Origin of the sequence: Phascolarctobacterium succinatutens CAG:287 (assembly GCF_000434895.1) — a bacterium.
Lineage (GTDB): Bacteria > Bacillota > Negativicutes > Acidaminococcales > Acidaminococcaceae > Phascolarctobacterium_A > Phascolarctobacterium_A succinatutens_A.
In genome coordinates, this window is sequence record NZ_FR892764.1 from 7,410 (window position 1) to 26,084 (window position 18,675).

Annotated in this window: 13 protein-coding genes and 4 pseudogenes; 14 read left to right on the plus strand and 3 right to left on the minus strand. The window is 45.8% G+C overall.

Going from position 1 to position 18,675, the window contains the following annotated elements; translation table 11 throughout:
- Window position 1 precedes the first annotated feature (1 nt).
- The 4 genes and pseudogenes from BN587_RS02180 to BN587_RS02195 all read left to right on the plus strand — a co-directional run bounded on the left by BN587_RS02180 (window position 2) and on the right by BN587_RS02195 (window position 3,860).
- Window positions 2–744: pseudogene (locus BN587_RS02180) on the plus strand (amino acid ABC transporter permease).
- Between the two features lie 3 nt (window positions 745–747).
- Window positions 748–1,491: an amino acid ABC transporter ATP-binding protein gene (locus BN587_RS02185; RefSeq protein WP_021719515.1), complete on the plus strand. Its 744-nt coding sequence runs from the start codon at window positions 748–750 to the stop codon at window positions 1,489–1,491.
- A gap of 202 nt (window positions 1,492–1,693) precedes the next feature.
- Complete coding sequence (locus tag BN587_RS02190; RefSeq protein WP_021719516.1) at window positions 1,694–3,247, plus strand: DUF4127 family protein; 1,554 nt, start codon at window positions 1,694–1,696, stop codon at window positions 3,245–3,247.
- Window position 3,248: 1 nt separating this feature from the next.
- Window positions 3,249–3,860 carry a GNAT family N-acetyltransferase gene (locus tag BN587_RS02195; RefSeq protein WP_021719517.1) on the plus strand — a complete coding sequence of 204 codons (612 nt, stop codon included), beginning with the start codon at window positions 3,249–3,251 and terminating at the stop codon, window positions 3,858–3,860.
- Between the two features lie 144 nt (window positions 3,861–4,004).
- On the opposite strand, the gene BN587_RS02200 is transcribed toward BN587_RS02195, so the two are convergent.
- From BN587_RS02200 to BN587_RS02210, 3 genes are all read right to left on the minus strand, one after another.
- Entirely contained in the window at window positions 4,005–4,823 is an 819-nt protein-coding gene (locus BN587_RS02200; protein ID WP_021719518.1) for an ABC transporter permease, read from the minus strand.
- Complete coding sequence (locus BN587_RS02205) at window positions 4,816–5,604, minus strand: ABC transporter ATP-binding protein (RefSeq protein ID WP_021719519.1); 789 nt, start codon at window positions 5,602–5,604, stop codon at window positions 4,816–4,818. The genes BN587_RS02200 and BN587_RS02205 overlap by 8 nt, the downstream gene beginning before the upstream one ends.
- Window positions 5,605–5,725: 121 nt before the next feature.
- Window positions 5,726–6,745: an ABC transporter substrate-binding protein gene (locus BN587_RS02210; RefSeq protein WP_021719520.1), complete on the minus strand. Its 1,020-nt coding sequence runs from the start codon at window positions 6,743–6,745 to the stop codon at window positions 5,726–5,728.
- A gap of 249 nt (window positions 6,746–6,994) precedes the next feature.
- Between BN587_RS02210 and BN587_RS02215 the strand changes: the two genes are divergently transcribed.
- The 10 genes and pseudogenes from BN587_RS02215 to BN587_RS02255 all read left to right on the plus strand — a co-directional run bounded on the left by BN587_RS02215 (window position 6,995) and on the right by BN587_RS02255 (window position 18,658).
- A complete protein-coding gene (locus tag BN587_RS02215; RefSeq protein ID WP_021719521.1) occupies window positions 6,995–8,257 on the plus strand; it encodes a hypothetical protein in 1,263 nt (420 codons plus the stop codon).
- Between the two features lie 237 nt (window positions 8,258–8,494).
- A complete protein-coding gene (locus BN587_RS11290) occupies window positions 8,495–8,740 on the plus strand; it encodes a hypothetical protein (protein ID WP_021719522.1) in 246 nt (81 codons plus the stop codon).
- Complete coding sequence (locus tag BN587_RS02220) at window positions 8,731–9,714, plus strand: efflux RND transporter periplasmic adaptor subunit (RefSeq protein WP_049897140.1); 984 nt, start codon at window positions 8,731–8,733, stop codon at window positions 9,712–9,714. The genes BN587_RS11290 and BN587_RS02220 overlap by 10 nt, the downstream gene beginning before the upstream one ends.
- A 13-nt stretch (window positions 9,715–9,727) precedes the next feature.
- Window positions 9,728–12,859, plus strand: coding sequence for an efflux RND transporter permease subunit (locus BN587_RS02225; RefSeq protein ID WP_021719524.1), 3,132 nt, complete (start codon window positions 9,728–9,730; stop codon window positions 12,857–12,859).
- 417 nt (window positions 12,860–13,276) lie between these two features.
- A pseudogene (locus BN587_RS02230) lies at window positions 13,277–13,402 on the plus strand (sodium pump decarboxylase); the annotation flags it as partial.
- 88 nt (window positions 13,403–13,490) lie between these two features.
- The gene (locus BN587_RS02235) at window positions 13,491–14,624 is read left to right on the plus strand and encodes a sodium ion-translocating decarboxylase subunit beta (protein ID WP_021719525.1); all 1,134 of its coding nucleotides are present in this window, start codon (window positions 13,491–13,493) and stop codon (window positions 14,622–14,624) included.
- A gap of 497 nt (window positions 14,625–15,121) precedes the next feature.
- Window positions 15,122–15,247, plus strand: a pseudogene (locus BN587_RS12170) (sodium pump decarboxylase); the annotation flags it as partial.
- Window positions 15,248–15,471: 224 nt separating this feature from the next.
- A pseudogene (locus tag BN587_RS02245) lies at window positions 15,472–15,696 on the plus strand (sodium ion-translocating decarboxylase subunit beta); the annotation flags it as partial.
- 43 nt (window positions 15,697–15,739) lie between these two features.
- Window positions 15,740–17,464 (plus strand): ABC transporter ATP-binding protein/permease, encoded by a 1,725-nt coding sequence (locus tag BN587_RS02250; protein ID WP_021719527.1) that lies wholly within the window; start codon window positions 15,740–15,742, stop codon window positions 17,462–17,464.
- A gap of 12 nt (window positions 17,465–17,476) precedes the next feature.
- Window positions 17,477–18,658 carry an FprA family A-type flavoprotein gene (locus tag BN587_RS02255; protein WP_021719528.1) on the plus strand — a complete coding sequence of 394 codons (1,182 nt, stop codon included), beginning with the start codon at window positions 17,477–17,479 and terminating at the stop codon, window positions 18,656–18,658.
- Window positions 18,659–18,675: the final 17 nt, after the last annotated feature.

Here is an 18,675-nt window from a genome sequence, read left to right on the forward strand (position 1 = left end):
TCTGTTCTGCTGAAGGGCGCGGTCGTTACTCTGCTGCTGGCAGTAGTAGGCACATTTATCGGCTGTATTATCGGCCTTATTGTTGGTGTTATCCAAACAATTCCTTTGGAGGATAATGACAGCAAGGTTAAGAGAACTTTGGTGCGCTGCGTGCAGCGCTTATTAGACGCTTACGTAGAGGTATTTCGCGGTACACCTATGATTGTACAGGCTATGGTTGTTTATTACGGTGCAATGAGCCTGTTTGATATCGATATGTCACCGCTGTTTGCAGGCTTTTTGGTTGTTTCTATCAATACCGGTGCATACATGGCAGAAACTGTGCGTGGCGGTATTGAATCTGTTGACCCGGGACAAAAGGAAGCAGCAATTGCTATCGGTATGGATCATATCCAGACCATGCGCTGCGTTATTCTGCCGCAGGCTCTGCGCAACGTTATGCCGCAGCTGGGCAACAACCTGATTATCAATATCAAGGATACCTCTGTATTGAACGTTATCTCCGTAACAGAGCTGTATTTTGCTTCCAAGTCTGCTGCAGGCGTGTACTACAAATACTTTGAAATTTTCTTCATTACCTGCGTAATTTATTTTATTATGACCTTTACCGCTTCCCGCCTGCTGCGCTGGTTGGAAAGCAAGATGGATGGCCCGAAGGATTATCAGCTGGTTACCTATGACCCGATGATGGATCCTTGCGGTGATATCCCTCTGCCTACTAAGAAGCCGAAAGGACGGTACTAAGCTATGGAAAAGGAACTTTTGTTATCAGTCCATGATTTAAAGAAAAGCTTTGGCGAGCGCGAAATTTTAAAGGGCATCAGCTTTGATGTCCGTCGCGGTGATGTTGTCTGCATCATCGGTCCTTCCGGCAGCGGCAAGTCTACGCTTATCCGCTGCGTGAACTATTTGGAGCATCCGACTGCCGGCACTATTGATTACCGTGGTACGGATGTAAATGAAGCTTTCAAAAAGCTCACTATGTATCGTACAAAGGTAGGTATGGTATTCCAATCCTTCAACCTGTTTAACAATATGACTGTTTTGGAAAACTGCATGGTCGGTCAGGTTAAGGTCCTTGGCAAAAGCAAGGAGGAAGCTCGCACAACTGCGCTGAAATATCTGAAGCATGTTGGTATGGATACTTATGTAAATGCCAAACCGCACCAGCTGAGCGGCGGTCAGAAGCAGCGTGTAGCAATCGCACGTGCGCTGGCACTGGAGCCGGAGGTTCTTTTGATGGACGAGCCGACAAGCGCATTGGACCCGGAAATGGTTGGCGAGGTTCTGCGCGTTATCCGCGACCTGGCTAAGGAAGGCCTGACGATGGTTATCGTAACGCATGAGATGGCTTTTGCCCGTGACGTTTCTAACCGTGTTATCTTTATCGACCAGGGCGTAATTGCTGAGGAAGGCGAGCCGCAGGAGCTGTTTGCGCATCCGAAGAATAAACGTACTCAGGATTTCTTAAGCAGATTTGCTAACGCTTAAGCTAATTTTATAACGTAGCTTTGCTCTCTGTTTCAAGGTGTACCTTGAAACAGGGAGCTTTTGTTTTGCGATGAGCTTTTATCATAACCGAGAGATGCGAGAAGAAATTATAAGTCGACGCAGGAATTTTATTTATTGCTGTAGAAATTCTATTAAGGCGAGGAATATCTCTGCTTAGAAAGAGTTAAAGGTAGTGATAAAAATGATGAAGGTTTTGCGAAGTGTTTTGCTTTGCGCTTTACTGTTGACTACTCATACAGCATTTGCCGCTAAGGGCACTCTGTTATATATACCCATGGACAACAGACCGGTGTGCCTTGATTACACAGTGCAGACGATGCAGGCTGCAGGCTGGGATGTACAGCTGCCGCCGGCCGAATATATTGCCGGTGCTCAGTCAGCAGGGCAGCCGGAAAAGCTTTTTAACTGGCTGGAGGCTAAGGCCGGTGAATCGGTAGCCATTGTTGCTTCTTCCGATGCTTTGCTTTATGGCGGGCTGGTAGCGTCGCGCACGCATGAAATTTCACCGGAGCTTCTGCAGCAGCGTGCGGAACGCTTGGTAGAGCTGAAAAAGCAGCACGGCGGACAGAAGGTTTATGTATTTACTACTATTATGCGTTCGCCTAAGGCCAGCAGTGCGCCGACAGAGCCTGCATATTATAAGGAATGGGGTCCTAAGATTTTCCGTTTGGGAGAGCTGGAGGACAAGCTGGAGCTTAAGCAGATTAAGCGTAAAGAGGTAAAGGAGCTGGCGGAGCTGCGCAGCAGCATTCCCCGGGAAATACTGACTGATATGTTTACACGCCGCAGCAACAATATCCGCGCTACGGAGCTTTTGCTGCATGGTGTGGAAAGCGGCGATTTTGATTATATGCTTATCGGCCGTGACGATACCGCTGCCTATTCTCAGGCACATAGGGAAGCACGCGAGATGGATATTCTGGTAAATGAGCTGCCGAAGGAGAAAATCCGTTTCTTCGCCGGCGCAGATCAGCTTGGCCTGCTGCTGTTGAGCCGTGCTGCCAACCGTCTGCAGTATGAGCTGCCTTTGGTAAATGTAACCTATGCTGCAGGCAAGGGCGGTAAAACTGTGCCTACCTACGAGGATGATACTGTGGCCGTGAGCGCTAAGCAGCATATCTACGCGGCAGGTGCCTTCCCAGTATATTCGCGCAAAAATGCGGATTTGGTTTTGGCAGTCAACACTCCTGCCGATGGTGTGACGCATGAGGCATCCGATGCAAGCAACAGCTATAAGGCATTGCCTGCTACCGTAAATTTCGTCAATAAGGTTGAACGCATTCTTAAGCATAATCATCCTGTGACTGTGGCAGATATCCGCTTTGGTAATGGTGCGGACAATGCTTTGGTAAAAACCTTGTTTGACAAACAGCTTGCCTACAGACTGGCATCCTACGGCGGTTGGAATACCGCGGGCAACAGCTTGGGCTTTGCTCTGGCGCAGGGACTGCTGTATAAGCAGTTAACGCCGGAAGCAAGAGAAAATCTGCTTAATGTGCGTTATCTTGATGATTGGGCATATCAGGCGAATGTGCGCATGCAAACCTATCAGCAGCTTATCTGGCCTAACTATTGGCCCAACAGCGGACTGAATGAGGAGCAGCGTACTGCGGCGGAAGCATATATTACTCGGGAAATCAACAAGGTAAGCAAGCCGTATATGGGCAACACTGCCGAAGAATATAAATTTACGCTGCCGTGGAGCAGAATGTTTGAAGTAAAGGTGGAGCGATAAAATGTCGATGAAGTATACGCTTCGCCTTGCGAAGCCTGACGATGCAGAAAAGCTGCTGGAAATTTACGCGCCCTTTGTTATTAGCAATGACAGGACGCTCAGCGATGTGTCATTTGAATATGAGGAGCCGTCTATAGAAGAATTTACAGAGCGAATCAAAAATATTTCTGCGCACTATCCTTATATAGTTTGTGAGCATGATGGCAGACTGTTGGGTTATGTTTATGCCCATCCTTATATGCAGCGTGCTGCCTATCAGTGGGGTGCCGCGGTAACGATTTATCTGGCACCTGAGGGTCAGGGACACGGATTGGGCAAGGTGATGTACACGGCGCTGGAAGCTTTACTGCGCCTGCAGGGAATAGTTGTGACCTATGCCTGCATTACTGCCAGCAATGAGCACAGCGTCAAAATGCATGAGGCGTGTGGCTATAAAATTATTGGTACCTTCAATAATACAGGCTTCAAGCACGGCCATTGGCTGGACATGGTGTTGATGGAGAAGGTTATTGCCGAACATCCCAAGCAGCCTGAACTGATCAAGAAGATAGGCGAGCTGCCGCCGGAGACTGTGACAGCAGTTTTAAAAGAGGCTTCGGCAAGCCTGCAGTAATAGCTCGGCAGAAAGCAGTATTTGTGTATAAGCGTAACAGTATTTTAAGAAGCTGTAGTAAGATTTTAGCAGAAAAAGAAAAAGCACTGTCAGCTCTATCTGATATAAGAATATCAGTGAGCAGACAGTGCTTTTGTGCTTTTCTCAGTTCTTCCAGGGGATAGTCTTTCGCTCCAACCATTGCAGGAACAGGTTAAAGAGCAGGCCGAGCAAGGATAATACAATAACTCCGGCCATCAAGCGGTCGGTAATCATCAAATCGCCGTAATGCAGGATGAGGGCGCCTATGCCGACCTGAGCGGCAATCATTTCTGCTGCTACCAGCAGCAGCAGAGATGTGCCGGCGGCAAGGCGCAGACCTGCGAAAATCATAGGTAAGGCGTTAGGCAGAACAACACTTTTCATCGTTTTCCACCAGCTGGCGTTAAAGCTGACTGCAACCTTGATAAGCAGTGTATCAACATTTTTGACACCGCTGTAGGTGTTCATTGCTACCGGAAAGAAGACGCCGAGAGCAATAATCGTTACCTTCGACAGCTCGCCAATTCCCAGCCAAAGAATAAACAACGGCAGCAAAGCGATTTTAGGGATAGGATAAAGAGCGTTGACAACAGGATTACCGATTTTATCTGCCAGTGCCGAGGTACCGGTAACAAGACCGACTGCAAGGCCGATAAGGCTGCCGACAGCAAAACCGATTAAGATACGGTACATGCTGGCTGCCAGGCTTACGCCTATTTCGCCGTCAGCAAGCATGGTAAGCAGGGCGCTGATAATCTGGCTCGGTGCCGGCAAAAACAAAGAAGAAACCAGGCCGCAGCGGCAGATAGCCTCCCAAAAGAGCAGCAGGATGATGATAGAAGCAACGCTTACCCAATGCGGATAGGTCTTTTGCCAATGCGTCATACGGTTGCGCACGATATATTCGTTAGCTGCGTCAGCAGCAGTTTTCTTTTCAGGCATTGGCTTCCACCTCCATTAAGGCAGCACGCGCATCCTTGCTGATATGCTCCCAAATGATACGGACAAATTCCGCAATTTCGTCTGTGTGCTCAGGCTTAGCACGGTCGGCACGCGGAATGGTAATCTGCAGTATTTTGCTGACCTTTCCGGGGCGACGCGAAAGCAGTACAACTCTGTCAGCAAGCATTACTGCCTCCTGAATATTATGTGTAACATATAGCGTGGTCAGACGCGTCTTTTCCCACAGCGTTACCAGCTCCTCCTGCATGATGGTGCGTGTTTGCGCATCCAAGGCAGAAAACGGCTCATCCATCAGCAGCAGGTCAGGCTCGATAGCTAAAGCACGGGCAATGCCAACGCGCTGACGCATACCGCCGCTTAATTGGTGCGGGAAGGATTTTTCAAAGCCCTTTAAGCCTACAAGCTCAATGTAATGCTTAATGCGTGCTTCCTTTTCATCTGCTTTCATGCCTGCTGTTTCCAAACCGAAGGCAATATTATCATGCACATTACGCCAGGGGAAGAGGCCTGTTTCCTGAAAGACGATGCTCATACGAGGCTCATAGCCTGCGGCGACATCAGTAAATTTTACGTTACCGCTTGTGGGCTCCAAAAGCCCGGCAGTTATATTGAGCAAGGTTGATTTACCACAGCCGGACGGTCCTACCAATGCTACAAATTCTTCCTTATTAATGCTGAGGTTAATATCCTGCAAAACAGGAAGCAGCTTACCGCTGGTGGTGGTGAAATCCTTGCAGATATTTGCGATTTCTAATTTCATTTTCTACCATCCTCCAAAAAGACTGGCGCTAATATATCAGTCGCAGCGTTTTGGTGCTAAAGCATCGTCAACGCATTTTGCAGCTGTTACATTTACGCCAGTCTTGCTTTAATACAATAGTTTATTTCTTCATTGCTTCATCCAGAAAGCTGGTGTTGGCAACATCTTTCGCATCCAGTGTGCCGGAAATCATCTTGTTGTCAGTGTACCATTTAATCTGGGTTGCGATATCGCTGACGAGCAGCTTGCCGTCCTTATCAATATAGGGCAGGCCGGCTTTAATGTCTTCAGCCGGAGCCTTAACGTATTTGGCTACAATATTAACAACCTCTTCCAGCTTTTTGGCATCTTTCTTTTCTACTGCTGCTTCGTAGTAATAGTTGCAGGCCTTGTTGTAAGCACGCATGAAGCGTACAGCCGCATCCTTATTCTTCATAAAGTCAGGTGAGTAGAAAATAGCAGAGGTCTGATAAGGAATAACGTCGCCAACCTGTACGACCAGTTTGCCGTAGCCTGCTTTTTGCACCTTGGTGATGTTAGGCTCGTTTAAGATGCAGCCATCAATCTGCTTGCTTTCCAAAGCAGCCATAACAGCACTGAGCTTGCTCAGGGGAACAATTTCCACATCATTGAGGCTCATGCCCTGGGTTTCCAGCATTCTGCCAAGCATATAATGGAAGGTAGAACCCTTTTGCGTAATACCGATACGCTTGCCCTTCAAATCCTTAAGGCTTTTTACGCCGGCGTTGTAGTTGTCGGTGGTCACAAGCAGTGCAGAAGAGGAATAGCCCTTTTGTTCACGGCCTTTATCTGCAACAATGCCCAGCTTTTGTCCGTTGGCTGCCATGTTATAGAGGCTGGCCGTAATGCCGGTAGCGCCGACATCAACCTTAGAGGAAGCAGTGGATACGGCAATCGGATGAGCGGCATCAAACCATTGTGGTTCGATTTCAATACCTTCTTCAGCAAAGAAGCCCTTATCCATAGCGATAAATAAAGGGGCGCTGCTTGTCAGGCGCAGCATGCCAAGGCTTACCTTAGTCTTTTCTTTGGGTGTGTCTTTTTTTGAATCGTTACCGCCACAGCCTGCAGCTAATACTAATAGGCAAAGGCTGAGCAGAAGAGCAACAAGTTTCTTCATTAATAAATCCTTCCCTTCTCCCAAAAAATCATAAAATACCGCTTTTATTCTACACTATTTAACAATAAAAAGCAGTAATATTAATGAAAAAATCGTTTTGAGAAATAAGAAAAAGCCTTTTTGTACGAAATGCAACAGAATTTGCCGATGTTTGTGGTACCTTTATGTAAAAAATCTGTGTTTTAACAGCTACTTATAACAAAAAAATGCTATAATATAATAGTACGTTTGAAGAAAGGACGTGAAGACGTGAAGATAAAATGGATGGTGCAAGGCCTGGCCTGCAGCAGCGTACTTTTCTGCAGCACTATTGCTGCAGCCGCTGACACGCTGTTGGCGCAGGTGCCGCTGCAGCTGGCAGCGGAACAGACTGTTACCGCCGAGCTGTGGGGTGATAGGCTGCCTAACGGCTACGCCAATGATCTGCTTATTATGATTAAGGATAAGGACAAGAAGCTTTTGACGGCTCATGCACCTTCTATTAAGGGCGGATATAATTGCCAGCTGCAGCCTATTAAGCTGTGGGTGGGCAAAAGCGCCAGACAGCAGCTGCTGGTGAGTGCTGCTCAGGGAGATTGGCATGCGCCAAGTGAATACCGTGTACTTTCCTTTGCCAATAAGAAAAATGTGCGTGAGGTCTTTGGTGCTGCCGAAAGCATGGGACTGGTGACGCAAGCCTTTGCCAAGGATGGTAAAATGCATGTAACTTTAATCGACGGCAATAAATCGGTTTTAACACCGGCAGCAGGCAGTGAGGTTGAAGACGGCAAGCTGGAGTATGGCGGTTTGCATTCGCTGGTGGCACATGATGTAGATAATGACGGTGCAGATGAATTATTGGGCTGTCAGCAGCTGGTGCAGAAAAAGCAGCCTCTGGCAGATGTGGGCGCTATCTGGAAGCAGGACAAGAAAACTAAGGAATGGAAGCAGTTTTCCCTGACCATTATGACGCTCGCGCCTACGCCTAAGGATAATACTGTGAATGATGGCAAGGATTTTGCTGCCGGTACTATATTAGCGCGTAAGATGGTAGTTCCCGGCGGTGAAGCTACCTTCCCGGTTTTTGCCGGTAAGGATGTAGAGCTGCAAAATAAAATGAATAAGCTGCTGCAGGATGAGTGCAAAGAATATCTGGAGCATTTTTACAAGGGTGAGGCAGATATGGCGTTTAAGGTGATGCGTGCTGATGAACAGATTCTGAGCCTACAGCTGATTAGCGGTAAAAACAGCTTTATCCATCATCAGCTGAACGTAAATCCTAAGACGGGTGAAAAAATCAGACTGGATGAAGTGCTTAATGTCAAGGATAAGGATTTGCTGCCGCTGATTAATCTGCTGAATACCAATAAGAAGGTTGTATATAAGGACAGACTGCCGGATGAATGGTATATTGAAGGAGATAATCTGTTCTTGATGCAGCGTATTGATGGCGTGGATCAGGTATCGGGTTTTGCTTTGGGCAATCTGCATAAATTTTTGCTAAAAAAAGAACTGTTGAACAGCAAAAACTGACTGACCAGTCAGCAAAATTTGTGAGAAGAAGATAATTAAAGAAAATGCAAGAAAAAACGGCGAAATTTGTTTAAATGAAGTTTGCATTTCTGAAAAATGTCCATTATAATAGTAGTATTCTGAAACTGGAGCAGGAATATTTTCAGGTAAAGGTGCTAACAGTCATAAACGTTAGCAGTCTTATTGGTTATTATATATATTGAGTAGTTTCAGAGTGAAGGTGAAGGAGGTTTTTTTATGTTAAGTTTTATTCGCTCCGGCCGTGCAAGAAAAGCAATGGCTGCGGCGCTGGCGGCAACCTTTGTACTGAGCGTTGCAGGCTGTGGTCAAAAACAGCAGCAAGGCGGCAATAAGGCAGCTTTGGTTAAAACCATGAAGGTTATTAAGCGTGACACCCCTCTGGTATATGATTATACAGGCTTTGTACAGGCTCAGCAGGAGATTATACAGGCTTTGTGCAGGCTCAGCAGGAAATGGAGCTGAAGGCTCAGGTAAGCGGTCAGATTACAGCCAAGTATTTCAAGGGCGGTGACAATGTAAGTGCAGGCCAGACCTTGTATGCTATTGACCAGCGTACATATCAGGCTAATGTGCTCAACGCGCAGGCAGGCTTGGCTAATGCCCGTGCGGCTTTGGCTAACGCAGCTCTGAATGCAGAGCGTTACAGCACCTTGTATGCACAGAATGCAATTTCCAAGCAGGTTCTGGATAACGCTATTATGCAGCGTGATCAGGCACAGGCTTCTGTAAATGCGCAGGAAGCAATTCTGGAAAATGCGCAGATTAACATGACCGATACCAGCGTTTCCGCTCCGTTCAGCGGACGCATTGATACTACCGCGCTGGAGGTTGGTAACTATGTAACCGCAGGTCAGACTACTCTGGCCAAAATCAGCAACACTGACCCTGTATTTGTACAGTTCAGCATTGCTGAGCCGGAATATCTGAAGCTTTCCAGTGCTCATGATAACAGCGGCGCTGCTTCTCTTGACAACCTGACTGTTGTTTTGAGCGATGGCAGTACCTACGATTTAAAAGGCACCGTTGCAGAGGTTAACCGTGGTATCAACGACAACACCGGTACCATGACAGTCAAGGCTTTGTTCAGAAATCCTGCACATCGTCTGTTGCCGGGCATGTTTGCTCACGTACAGGCAACAGCAGGCACCAAAAAGGATGCTCTCTTGATTCCTATGCGTGCAGTTGTTGAATTGATGTATAAGAAATTTGTTTATGTTGTTGGCAGTGACAACAAGGTAACGATGAAGGAAGTAACTCTTGGTCCTTCCGTTGGCCGTTTCTATATGGTTGAAGGCGGTCTGACCGGCGATGAGACAATCGTAGTCGAAGGCACCGGCAAGATCAGACAGGGTGCTCAGGTTAACCCGCAGCCGATGACTGAGGCTGATCTGGATACTACTGTTGACAACAGTGCTACCGCCGGCAAGAAGCAATAAGGAGGTTGGCTAGATGGCTCGTTTCTTTATTGATCGCCCGGTATTTGCGATAGTACTGGCGATTATTATTACCTTATTGGGTACGATTGCCGGCTTCAGCCTGCCTATCGCCCAATATCCTAACATTACTAAACCGCGTATCAGCGTAAACACCAACTATGTAGGTGCGAGTGCGGATATCGTTGAAAAGGCTGTAGCACAAACCATTGAGCAGAAGGTCAGCGGCGTAGAAAATATGCTGAATATGTCCTCTGTAAGTACCTCCAGTGGTGAATACAAGCTCAATGTTGAATTCAACCTGGAGAAAAACGCAGATATCGCTTCTGTAGAGGTGCAGAACCGTGTATCTCAGGCAACCAGCTCTCTGCCGAGCGAAGTTTCCGGCTACGGTGTAACCACTGCTAAGGAATCTGCCGAGACCATTATGTATTTTGGTCTTTATTCTCCGAAAAATACTTATGATGCTATGTTCTTAAGAACATATGCGGATGCAAACTTCCTTGATGCAGTAAAGCGTGTTAAGGGCGTATCTACCGTTGGCGAATATGGTCCGGAATATGCAGTCCGCATCTGGCTGAATCCTGAAAAAATGGCGCAGCTGGGCGTAACGGTAACAGATGTTTCCAACGCTATCAAAACGCAGAACGTACAGGCTGCGGTTGGTTCTATCGGTAACCGTCCTACTGTTGACAAGCAGGAGCGTACCTATTCCGCAAGTGCTCAAGGTCGTCTGAATACGCCAGAGGAATTCGGTAACGTAATTATCCGTTCCAACAACGGCGATAACCTGAAGCTGAAGGATATCGCAACTATTAAGGAAGGTCCGCGTAATGACCTTATTACCAGTAAGCTCAACGGCGGCGATTCCGTTGTATTCCCGGTATCCTTGACCTCTGATGCGAATGCTATCGAAACTGTTAAGAATATCCGCGAGGTATTAAAGGACGCAGAAAGCCGTTTCCCTGATGATATGAAGCTGGTCGTTATTCAGGATAACACCCAGTTTATTACCGAATCTCTGGAGAAGGTTGCTCATACATTTGTTGAAGCCTTGATTCTGGTTATTCTGGTAGTATTTATGTTCCTTGGCAGCTGGCGTGCAACTTTGATTCCTATTCTGGCTGTACCGGTATCCTTGGTTGGTACCTTCGCTTCCTTTGTAATCTTAGGTTTTACCATCAACACTCTTACTGCTTTTGCAATGATTCTGGCTATCGGCCTTGTTGTCGACGACGCTATCGTTGTAGTAGAAGCGGTTGAACATCATATTCAGGAAAATGGTATGTCTCCTAAGGAGGCAACCTACCGCGCTATGAACGAGGTTTCCGGCCCTGTTGTGGCTATTGCCTTCGTACTGTCTGCGGTATTTATTCCTGTAGCCTTCACTGGCGGTACTGTCGGTGAATTGTACAAGCAGTTTGCGATTACGATTTCTGTATCCATGATGCTTTCTGCTATCGTAGCTTTGTCCCTGACTCCTGCACTCTGCTCCTTGATTCTGGTCAAGAAGGAGGAGGCGCCGAAGGGCTTTATAGGCAAGGCTGTAAAAGCATTTGACGATTGGTTTGCAAGAACGTTGGCTAAATACGTGAAAAACGTTGAAGGCTGCATCCGTAAATCTAAACTGATTCTGACCTGTCTTGTTGTTGTTGTTATCTGCATCGGTTTCCTGGCCAAGGCAACGCCGACAGGCTTTGTACCGAACGAGGATCAGGGCATGACTGCTGTATCCATCGCTTTGCCTGAGGGTGCTTCCAGTAACCGTACGCAGCAGATTATGGCAGGCCTTGCACAAAATATGAGAAAGCTCCCAGGCGTTAAAAACGTTATGGAGGTTAGCGGTATTGATATCCTGTCCATGGGTCAGAAGGCTAACGCCGGTCTGGCAGTAGTTACTATGGAGGACTACAGCAAGCGCAGCAACAGTGTACAGGATGTTATTCCGATGATTTTCGGCATGGGCGCAAAGATTCCTGATGCAACCGTTATGGCCTTCCAGCCGCCTTCTCTGCCCGGTGCTTCCAGTACCGGTACTCTGAGCCTTTATCTCATGAACCTTGGCGGTGAGGACGTTAACACTATGGGTGAGCGTGCTAATGAATTTTTGGCTGCTTGCCGCAAGCGTCCGGAAATCGGTATGCTGTACACTACCTTGAACACCAATACTCCTATGTATCAGTTTGAGGTTGACCGTGATAAGGCACAATCCCTGAACGTTCCTGTATCTACTGTTTATTCCGCATTGCAGGCGTTCTTAGGCGGTAACGAAATCAATGATATCAACAACTTCGGCCGTACCTGGAAGGTTGTTATGCAGGCTGATGAAAAATATCGTACCGGTGTAGAGGATATGCGTTACTTCTTTGTACGCAGCAATGACGGCAAGTCTATTCCGCTGAATACACTTGTAAAGCCTACTCCTAAGAACAGCTCTGTTGTTATGACACGCTTTAACGGTGCCAGTGCGATTAAGATTTCCGGCGACCCTGCCAGCGGTTATTCCTCCGGTCAGGCTATGGCTGCTATTGAAGAGGTTGCTAAGCAGGTTCTGCCTAATACCTATACTTACGAATGGACCGGTCAGAGCCTTGATGAGATTGAAGCAGGCAGCCGTTCCACTCAGATTTTCATTATCTCTCTGATTTTCGTATTCCTTTGTCTGGCAGCTCTGTATGAAAGCTGGACAATTCCTCTGGCAGTACTGCTGTCCGTACCTTCCGCAGTTTTCGGCTGCTTCCTGGTACAGTATGCACGTGGCCTGCAGAATGACGTTTATATGCAGATTGGTCTGATTACACTGATTGGTCTGGCAGCAAAGAATGCTATTCTGATTGTCGAATATGCGAAGATGAATATGGAGCAGGGCATGGATGTTGTACATGCGGCTGTTGAGGCTGCTCATGTCCGTCTGCGTCCTATTCTGATGACATCCTTCGCCTTCATCTTAGGCTGTCTGCCTCTGGCTATTGCTACCGGCCCGGGCGCCGGTGCGCGTGTATCTATGGGTAACGCCGTAGTAGGTGGCATGACCATCGCTACTCTCTTTGGTATCTTCCTGATTCCTGTACTCTTTGTAGTTGTTGAACGCTTCTTCAGCCGCAAAAAGAAGGGGACTGCCGAAGACAATGTAACCGAACAGCTGTAATGCTGCTGAAAAACGCCGCTCGTTTGAGCGGCGTTTTTAATTTTCGATAGCTGGTGTTAGGCAGTAAAATGCATAGTTTTAATTTTATACATAAATAATAGCATAGAAGTTAATGGTCATTATGATTTGAAAAGCAAGCTCAAAGAGCTTGCTTTTTTAAGTTACATAAGTAAACTAATCCTTTTCAATAACAAAAGTGCTTTTTAAATTTTAATAATAATAACAAATTTAAAACGAATACAATCTGTAAGTAAACTAAGACCGTCCGTTTATTATGTGTGACATAAGCAACGGAATAACGGCAGAATTATTTTTATACTTAATTCAGCAAGGCAAAAAGGGGTGTTTGAAGTCAAATATCCGGAAGCATATTGCGGTAAATATTATATTTAAATTTATTTGGAAGGGGTGATTTATATGGGTTCCGTAACAACTAATCCGTGGCTGATTTCTATTATCAACATGACAATCGTTTTTGGTGTGCTCATTGCTTTAGGTGTACTCATGAGTATGATTCAGTTGGTTGACCCTACTAGAAATAAGCATTGAAGCAAATGATGCACTTTTCCCTGTCTGATCTATTAAAAAATGCACTTATTTTCCCGATATGGGCCAAGAGGAGGATTATTCTATGTTTGAGGCATTTATCGTCGCTTTGGCTTCTGTTTGGGCAGACTCAGGTTTTTCTGCTCTGACAAGTGGCAACGTAATTATGATTGGCGTTGGTCTGGTTCTGCTTTATATGGCTATAGGCAAAGGTTTCGAGCCTTTGCTGTTGTCACCAATTGCCTTTGGCTGTATCCTGGCTAACATTCCTAAAAACGGTTTCGAACAGCCGGGTGTTATGTCCGTTATTATGTATGGTATTCACCATGAAGTATTCCCGCCGTTGATTTTCCTGGGCGTTGGCGCAATGACAGACTTCGGTCCGCTGATTGCCAATCCTAAGACCTTGCTTTTAGGTGCTGCTGCTCAGATTGGCGTATTTGTATCTTTGATGGGCGCTATGGCTTTGGGCTTTACTGTACAGGAAGCATCCGCTATCGGTATTATCGGCGGTGCTGACGGCCCGACAGCTATTTATCTGGCAGCTAAAATGGCTCCGCATCTTTTGGGTGCTATTGCCGTTGCAGCTTATTCCTACATGTCCCTGGTACCGCTGATTCAGCCGCCAGTAATGAAGCTGTTTACTACCGAAAGAGAACGTAAGATTGTTATGGAGCAGCTGCGTCCGGTAAGTAAATTTGAAAAGGTCGTTTTCCCGATTATGTGCACCATCGTTATTTCTCTGCTGCTGCCGCCGGTAACAGCTTTGATCGGTATGCTGATGCTTGGTAACCTGTTCAAAGAAGCAGGCTGCCTGGACCGTCTGAGCGATACCGCACAAAATGCATTGATGAACACTGTAACCATCATGCTGGCAACCGGTACCGGTCTTACCATGAGTGCCGAAGCCTTCCTGAACTATCAGACTATCCTGATTATCTGCTTAGGTCTGGTTGCTTTTGCTGCAGGCACCTGGGGTGGTGTAGTATTCGGTAAGATTATGTGCATGGTAGACGGTGGCAAGACTAATCCGCTTATCGGCAGTGCCGGTGTATCCGCAGTTCCTATGGCTGCCCGTGTATCTCAGATTGTCGGTCAAAAGGCTAACCCGGCAAACTTCTTATTAATGCATGCTATGGGTCCTAACGTAGCAGGCGTTATCGGTACTGCAGTTGCTGCAGGTACTATGCTGGCTATGATTGGCCCTGTTGCTAAATAAGCAGTTATTGTGATAACTCTCCCTAAAAAAGTAAAGCCCGTCCGGTTTTTACCTGATGGGTTTTGCTTTTGTTTAGCTTTAAATAGACGTACAGTCATTAGGCTGTGCCTGTTTGAAAGCAAAAAAATAACCAGTTCGCAGCTGGTTATTTTTTATTGCCAAAACTAAATTCGCAGTCGTTTCAGCATTCTCCCAATCTCTCTAAAGACAAATTGAAAACTGAGAGGATATTAAATTGTTGCTTTGCAGTATTTATTTTAGCAAACTCAAAACGACAATCTGTTGCACAGGCAACAAAAACGATTAATGAACTTTTGAAATAGTATAGAAGTTAAAGTGAAACGATTATGTAAATAAAGTAACTGTTTGACGGAAAACAGTGTGGCCTGTGCAACAGAAGATAAAAAAATATAACTTTATACTTATTAAAGTAAGATAAGCATCTTGCTTATAGAACTTAGTTCCCCTTTAATTATCTTAGGAAGAGGTGATAAACAGTGGGTCCTGTAACAACAAATCCGTGGCTGATTGCCATTATCAACATGACCATTGTCTTTGGAGTTCTAATCGGATTAGGCATGTTGATGAGTTTAATCCAGGTAGTCGATCCTACCAAAGCTAAATAAGATTTAGCTGAAAAAAGGTTTCAAAGCAGTGCTGCTGCTTTAAGCAGCTTCATAAGAAGAAATGACATTTTCTGATGTTCTGCTTGCTTCGCCAAGCAGACCACAGGTAGACTAGGGGAGGCTGTGGTGATACAGTTAAAATGAAAGTGTTGTAGCATTATTGTGGAGCTTATTTGCACTTATAACATCCCAATTAAGGGAAACAAGGAGGAAAAATTCACATGTTTGAGGCATTTTTTGTTGCTTTGTCTTCTGTATGGGCAGACTCCGGCTTCTCTGCACTGACAGGCGGTCATGTAATCATGATCTGCGTTGGTCTGCTTCTGCTTTATATGGCTATTGCTAAAGGTTTCGAGCCTTTGCTGTTGTCCCCGATCGCATTCGGTTGTATTCTGGCTAATATTCCTAAAAACGGTTTCGAAGAACCTGGTGTTATGTCCGTTATTCAAGAATTGAATAGCATTTCTTTACTAGAGGAGTCTTGAGTATATGCAACGTTTTAATTTAACCAGACAGTTTTTTAGGGATGTCTGGTACCTTACGAAAAGCTATTGGCAATCCGAAGAGAAGAAAAAGGCCTTCTTTTTATTGGGCTGTATTATAGCACTTACACTTGGCGTGGTTTATATGCTTGTTCTGCTTAACCAGTGGAATAACAGCTTCTACAGTGCCTTGCAAAACTATGATGCTAAGAAGATTTTTGATGAACTCATTCATTTTTCGTGGTTAGCTGCTATTTATATCTTATTGGCAGTATACTCATATTATCTGCAGCAGACATTGATTTTGAATTGGCGTCGTTGGCTGACAACGCGTTTTATCGACATCTGGCTGCAAAATAAAACCTACTACAATCTGCAGATGTTCGGTAAGGATACGGATAACCCTGACCAACGTATCAGTGAGGATGTGCGCCAGTTTGTCGAAATGACCTTGAGCTTTGGCATAGGGATCCTCAAGGCGTTTTGCACGTTTGCATCCTTTGTTGTCATTTTATACAATCTTTCCGGCAGTCTTAGCTTTAACTTTATGGGTAAGACGTGGACAATTAACGGCTATATGCTGTGGGCATCATTACTTTATTCTGTCATTGGTACCTATATTACCCACATTGTTGGCCGCAAGCTGGTAAAAATCAACTTCATCCAACAGAAATATGAAGCGGATTTCCGTTTCAGTATGATTCGCCTGCGTGAAAGTGCGGAAAGCGTTGCCTTCTACCGTGGTGAAGCACAGGAAGGCAGTGTATTCAAACAACGCTTTAAAATGCTTTTGGATAACTTCTGGAAACTGGTTAATAAACAGAAACAGCTTGTCTTTTTAAATTCCGGTTATTCTCAAATCGCTATCATTTTTCCCTTTGTTGTAGCCATGAACCGTTATCTTACGAAAGAAGTAACACTAGGCGGACTGATGCAGGTTGCCAGTGCCTTTGGCCGCGTGCAGGATTCGCTTTCGTATTTTGTTGATATGTACAGCAGTATTGCTCAATGGCAGGCTGTTGTAATGCGTTTAACTTACTTCGGCCACCATATGCACGAGGTTTCTCAGCAGGCGGAACGCTTTCATGTGGAACGCTTTGCTGCTGCAGATGTTGTTGAGGTTAACGATATGCAGATAAATCTGCCGGACGGAAAGCCGCTTCTGGAAAATATCAGCTTTACTCTGCATCCGGGGCATAATGTTTTGATTAAGGGTGTCAGCGGTAGCGGTAAAAGTACCTTGCTGCGTGCCATATCCGGTATCTGGCCCTTCGTCGACGGCAAAATCTTTCTTCCGTCACGTGATAAGCTGATGTTTATTCCGCAGAAGCCTTATCTGCCGTTAGGTACACTGCGTGCTGCGCTTAATTACCCGGGAAATAAACCGATAGATGATACTGAATTGATTTATCTGATGGATTTGTGCCAGATTGGTTATCTTAAGGATAAACTTGATTTGGAGGCTGACTGGAGCCATGTGCTTTCTGTTGGTGAGCAGCAGCGTTTGGCCTTTGTACGTGCCCATATCCAGCAGCCACAGTGGCTTTTCCTAGATGAAGCAACATCTGCTTTGGATGAAGACACTGAGGCGACTATGTACAGCCTGCTACAGGAGCGTTTACAGCAGACTACTGTTGTAAGTGTCGGTCATCGCAGTACGCTGAATAAATATCACGAGCTTGTTTTGCGCTTAAATAAATCAACTCGTCAAGTTACTCTTGAAAAATTGTAAGGAGGTTTTCTTATGCTGCCATTGCAAATTGCAGAAAATATTTATGACGTTGGTGTTCAGGATTGGGCTGTGCGTGATTTTCACGGCTACAAAACAGAGAGAGGTGCAACCTATAACTCTTATCTGATTATGGATGAAAAGATAACCTTGATTGATACTGTAAAAGCGCCCTTTACCGAAGAGCTGCTTGCTAATATCAGTAAGGTAACACCGTTGGATTCCATTGACTATATTGTCATCAACCATGTTGAGCCTGACCATTCCGGTGCTATGCCTGCGTTAGCCAAGGCTTGCCTCAAAGCAAAGTTCTATATTACGATGCAAGGTAAAAACGAGACGATTCAGCATTACGGAGATATTTTTGCTTTTGAGGTTGTTAAAGACGGAGCAACCTTAAATATCGGTAAGCGCACCTTAACCTTCGCTTCCATGGCAATGCTGCATTGGCCTGACAGCATGGCTACCTATAGTGAGTATGATAAAATTCTTTTTTCCAATGATGCCTTTGGTCAGCATTACGCTACCAGCAAGCGCTTTGATTGTGAAGTAAATCAGGACGAATTATTCTACGAAGCTAAAAAATACTTTGCCAACATTCTCTGGCCTTATGCCAAGCTGATTGGCAATGCGCTGAAAAAGCTTGGCGGTCTTGATATTAAAATGATTGCGCCTTCCCATGGTGTAATCTGGACCGAGCGTATTGCCGATATCCTGCGCTGCTACAGCGAATGGGGCAGCGGCGTACAGGACGGTAGCCTTGTTATTGCCTATGACAGCATGTGGGGCGGTACGGAAAAGCTGGCACGGGCGATTGCGCGCGGTGCAGCTAATGCCGGTGTAGTTGTTAAAGTATTCAAAATGGGCGCTACCCCTAACAGTACGGTAGCAGCAGAGCTCTTTACTGCCTCCGGTTTTTTGGCAGGATCTTCAACTCTTAATTGCAGCATGCTGCCGAATATGGGTTCTCTGCTGATTTATCTTAAAGGACTCGGCGCTAAAGGTAAAAAAGCTGCAGCCTTCGGTACCTTCGGCTGGGGCGGTGGTGCGCAGAAGGATATGGAGGAGCTGCTGGCAAAAAGCTGCTTCGATGCGGTAGAACCCGGTTTTAACTGCAAATGGACGCCGCAGAAGGCTGAGCTTGAAGCTGCAGAAAAGTATGGTTATGAATTTGCGCTAAAAATAAAAGCTGAATAAGCTGTGAATTTTGTGTA

Excerpts from the sequence above, each read along its gene's own strand:
- BN587_RS02185 (WP_021719515.1), top strand. The coding sequence starts at position 748 with ATGGAAAAGGAACTTTTGTTATCAGTCCATGATTTAAAGAAAAGCTTT.
- BN587_RS02190 (WP_021719516.1), top strand. The coding sequence starts at position 1,694 with ATGATGAAGGTTTTGCGAAGTGTTTTGCTTTGCGCTTTACTGTTGACT.
- BN587_RS02195 (WP_021719517.1), top strand. The coding sequence starts at position 3,249 with ATGTCGATGAAGTATACGCTTCGCCTTGCGAAGCCTGACGATGCAGAA.
- BN587_RS02200 (WP_021719518.1), bottom strand. The coding sequence starts at position 4,823 with ATGCCTGAAAAGAAAACTGCTGCTGACGCAGCTAACGAATATATCGTG.
- BN587_RS02205 (WP_021719519.1), bottom strand. The coding sequence starts at position 5,604 with ATGAAATTAGAAATCGCAAATATCTGCAAGGATTTCACCACCACCAGC.
- BN587_RS02210 (WP_021719520.1), bottom strand. The coding sequence starts at position 6,745 with ATGAAGAAACTTGTTGCTCTTCTGCTCAGCCTTTGCCTATTAGTATTA.
- BN587_RS11290 (WP_021719522.1), top strand. The coding sequence starts at position 8,495 with ATGTTAAGTTTTATTCGCTCCGGCCGTGCAAGAAAAGCAATGGCTGCG.
- BN587_RS02220 (WP_049897140.1), top strand. The coding sequence starts at position 8,731 with ATGGAGCTGAAGGCTCAGGTAAGCGGTCAGATTACAGCCAAGTATTTC.
- BN587_RS02225 (WP_021719524.1), top strand. The coding sequence starts at position 9,728 with ATGGCTCGTTTCTTTATTGATCGCCCGGTATTTGCGATAGTACTGGCG.
- BN587_RS02235 (WP_021719525.1), top strand. The coding sequence starts at position 13,491 with ATGTTTGAGGCATTTATCGTCGCTTTGGCTTCTGTTTGGGCAGACTCA.
- BN587_RS02250 (WP_021719527.1), top strand. The coding sequence starts at position 15,740 with ATGCAACGTTTTAATTTAACCAGACAGTTTTTTAGGGATGTCTGGTAC.
- BN587_RS02255 (WP_021719528.1), top strand. The coding sequence starts at position 17,477 with ATGCTGCCATTGCAAATTGCAGAAAATATTTATGACGTTGGTGTTCAG.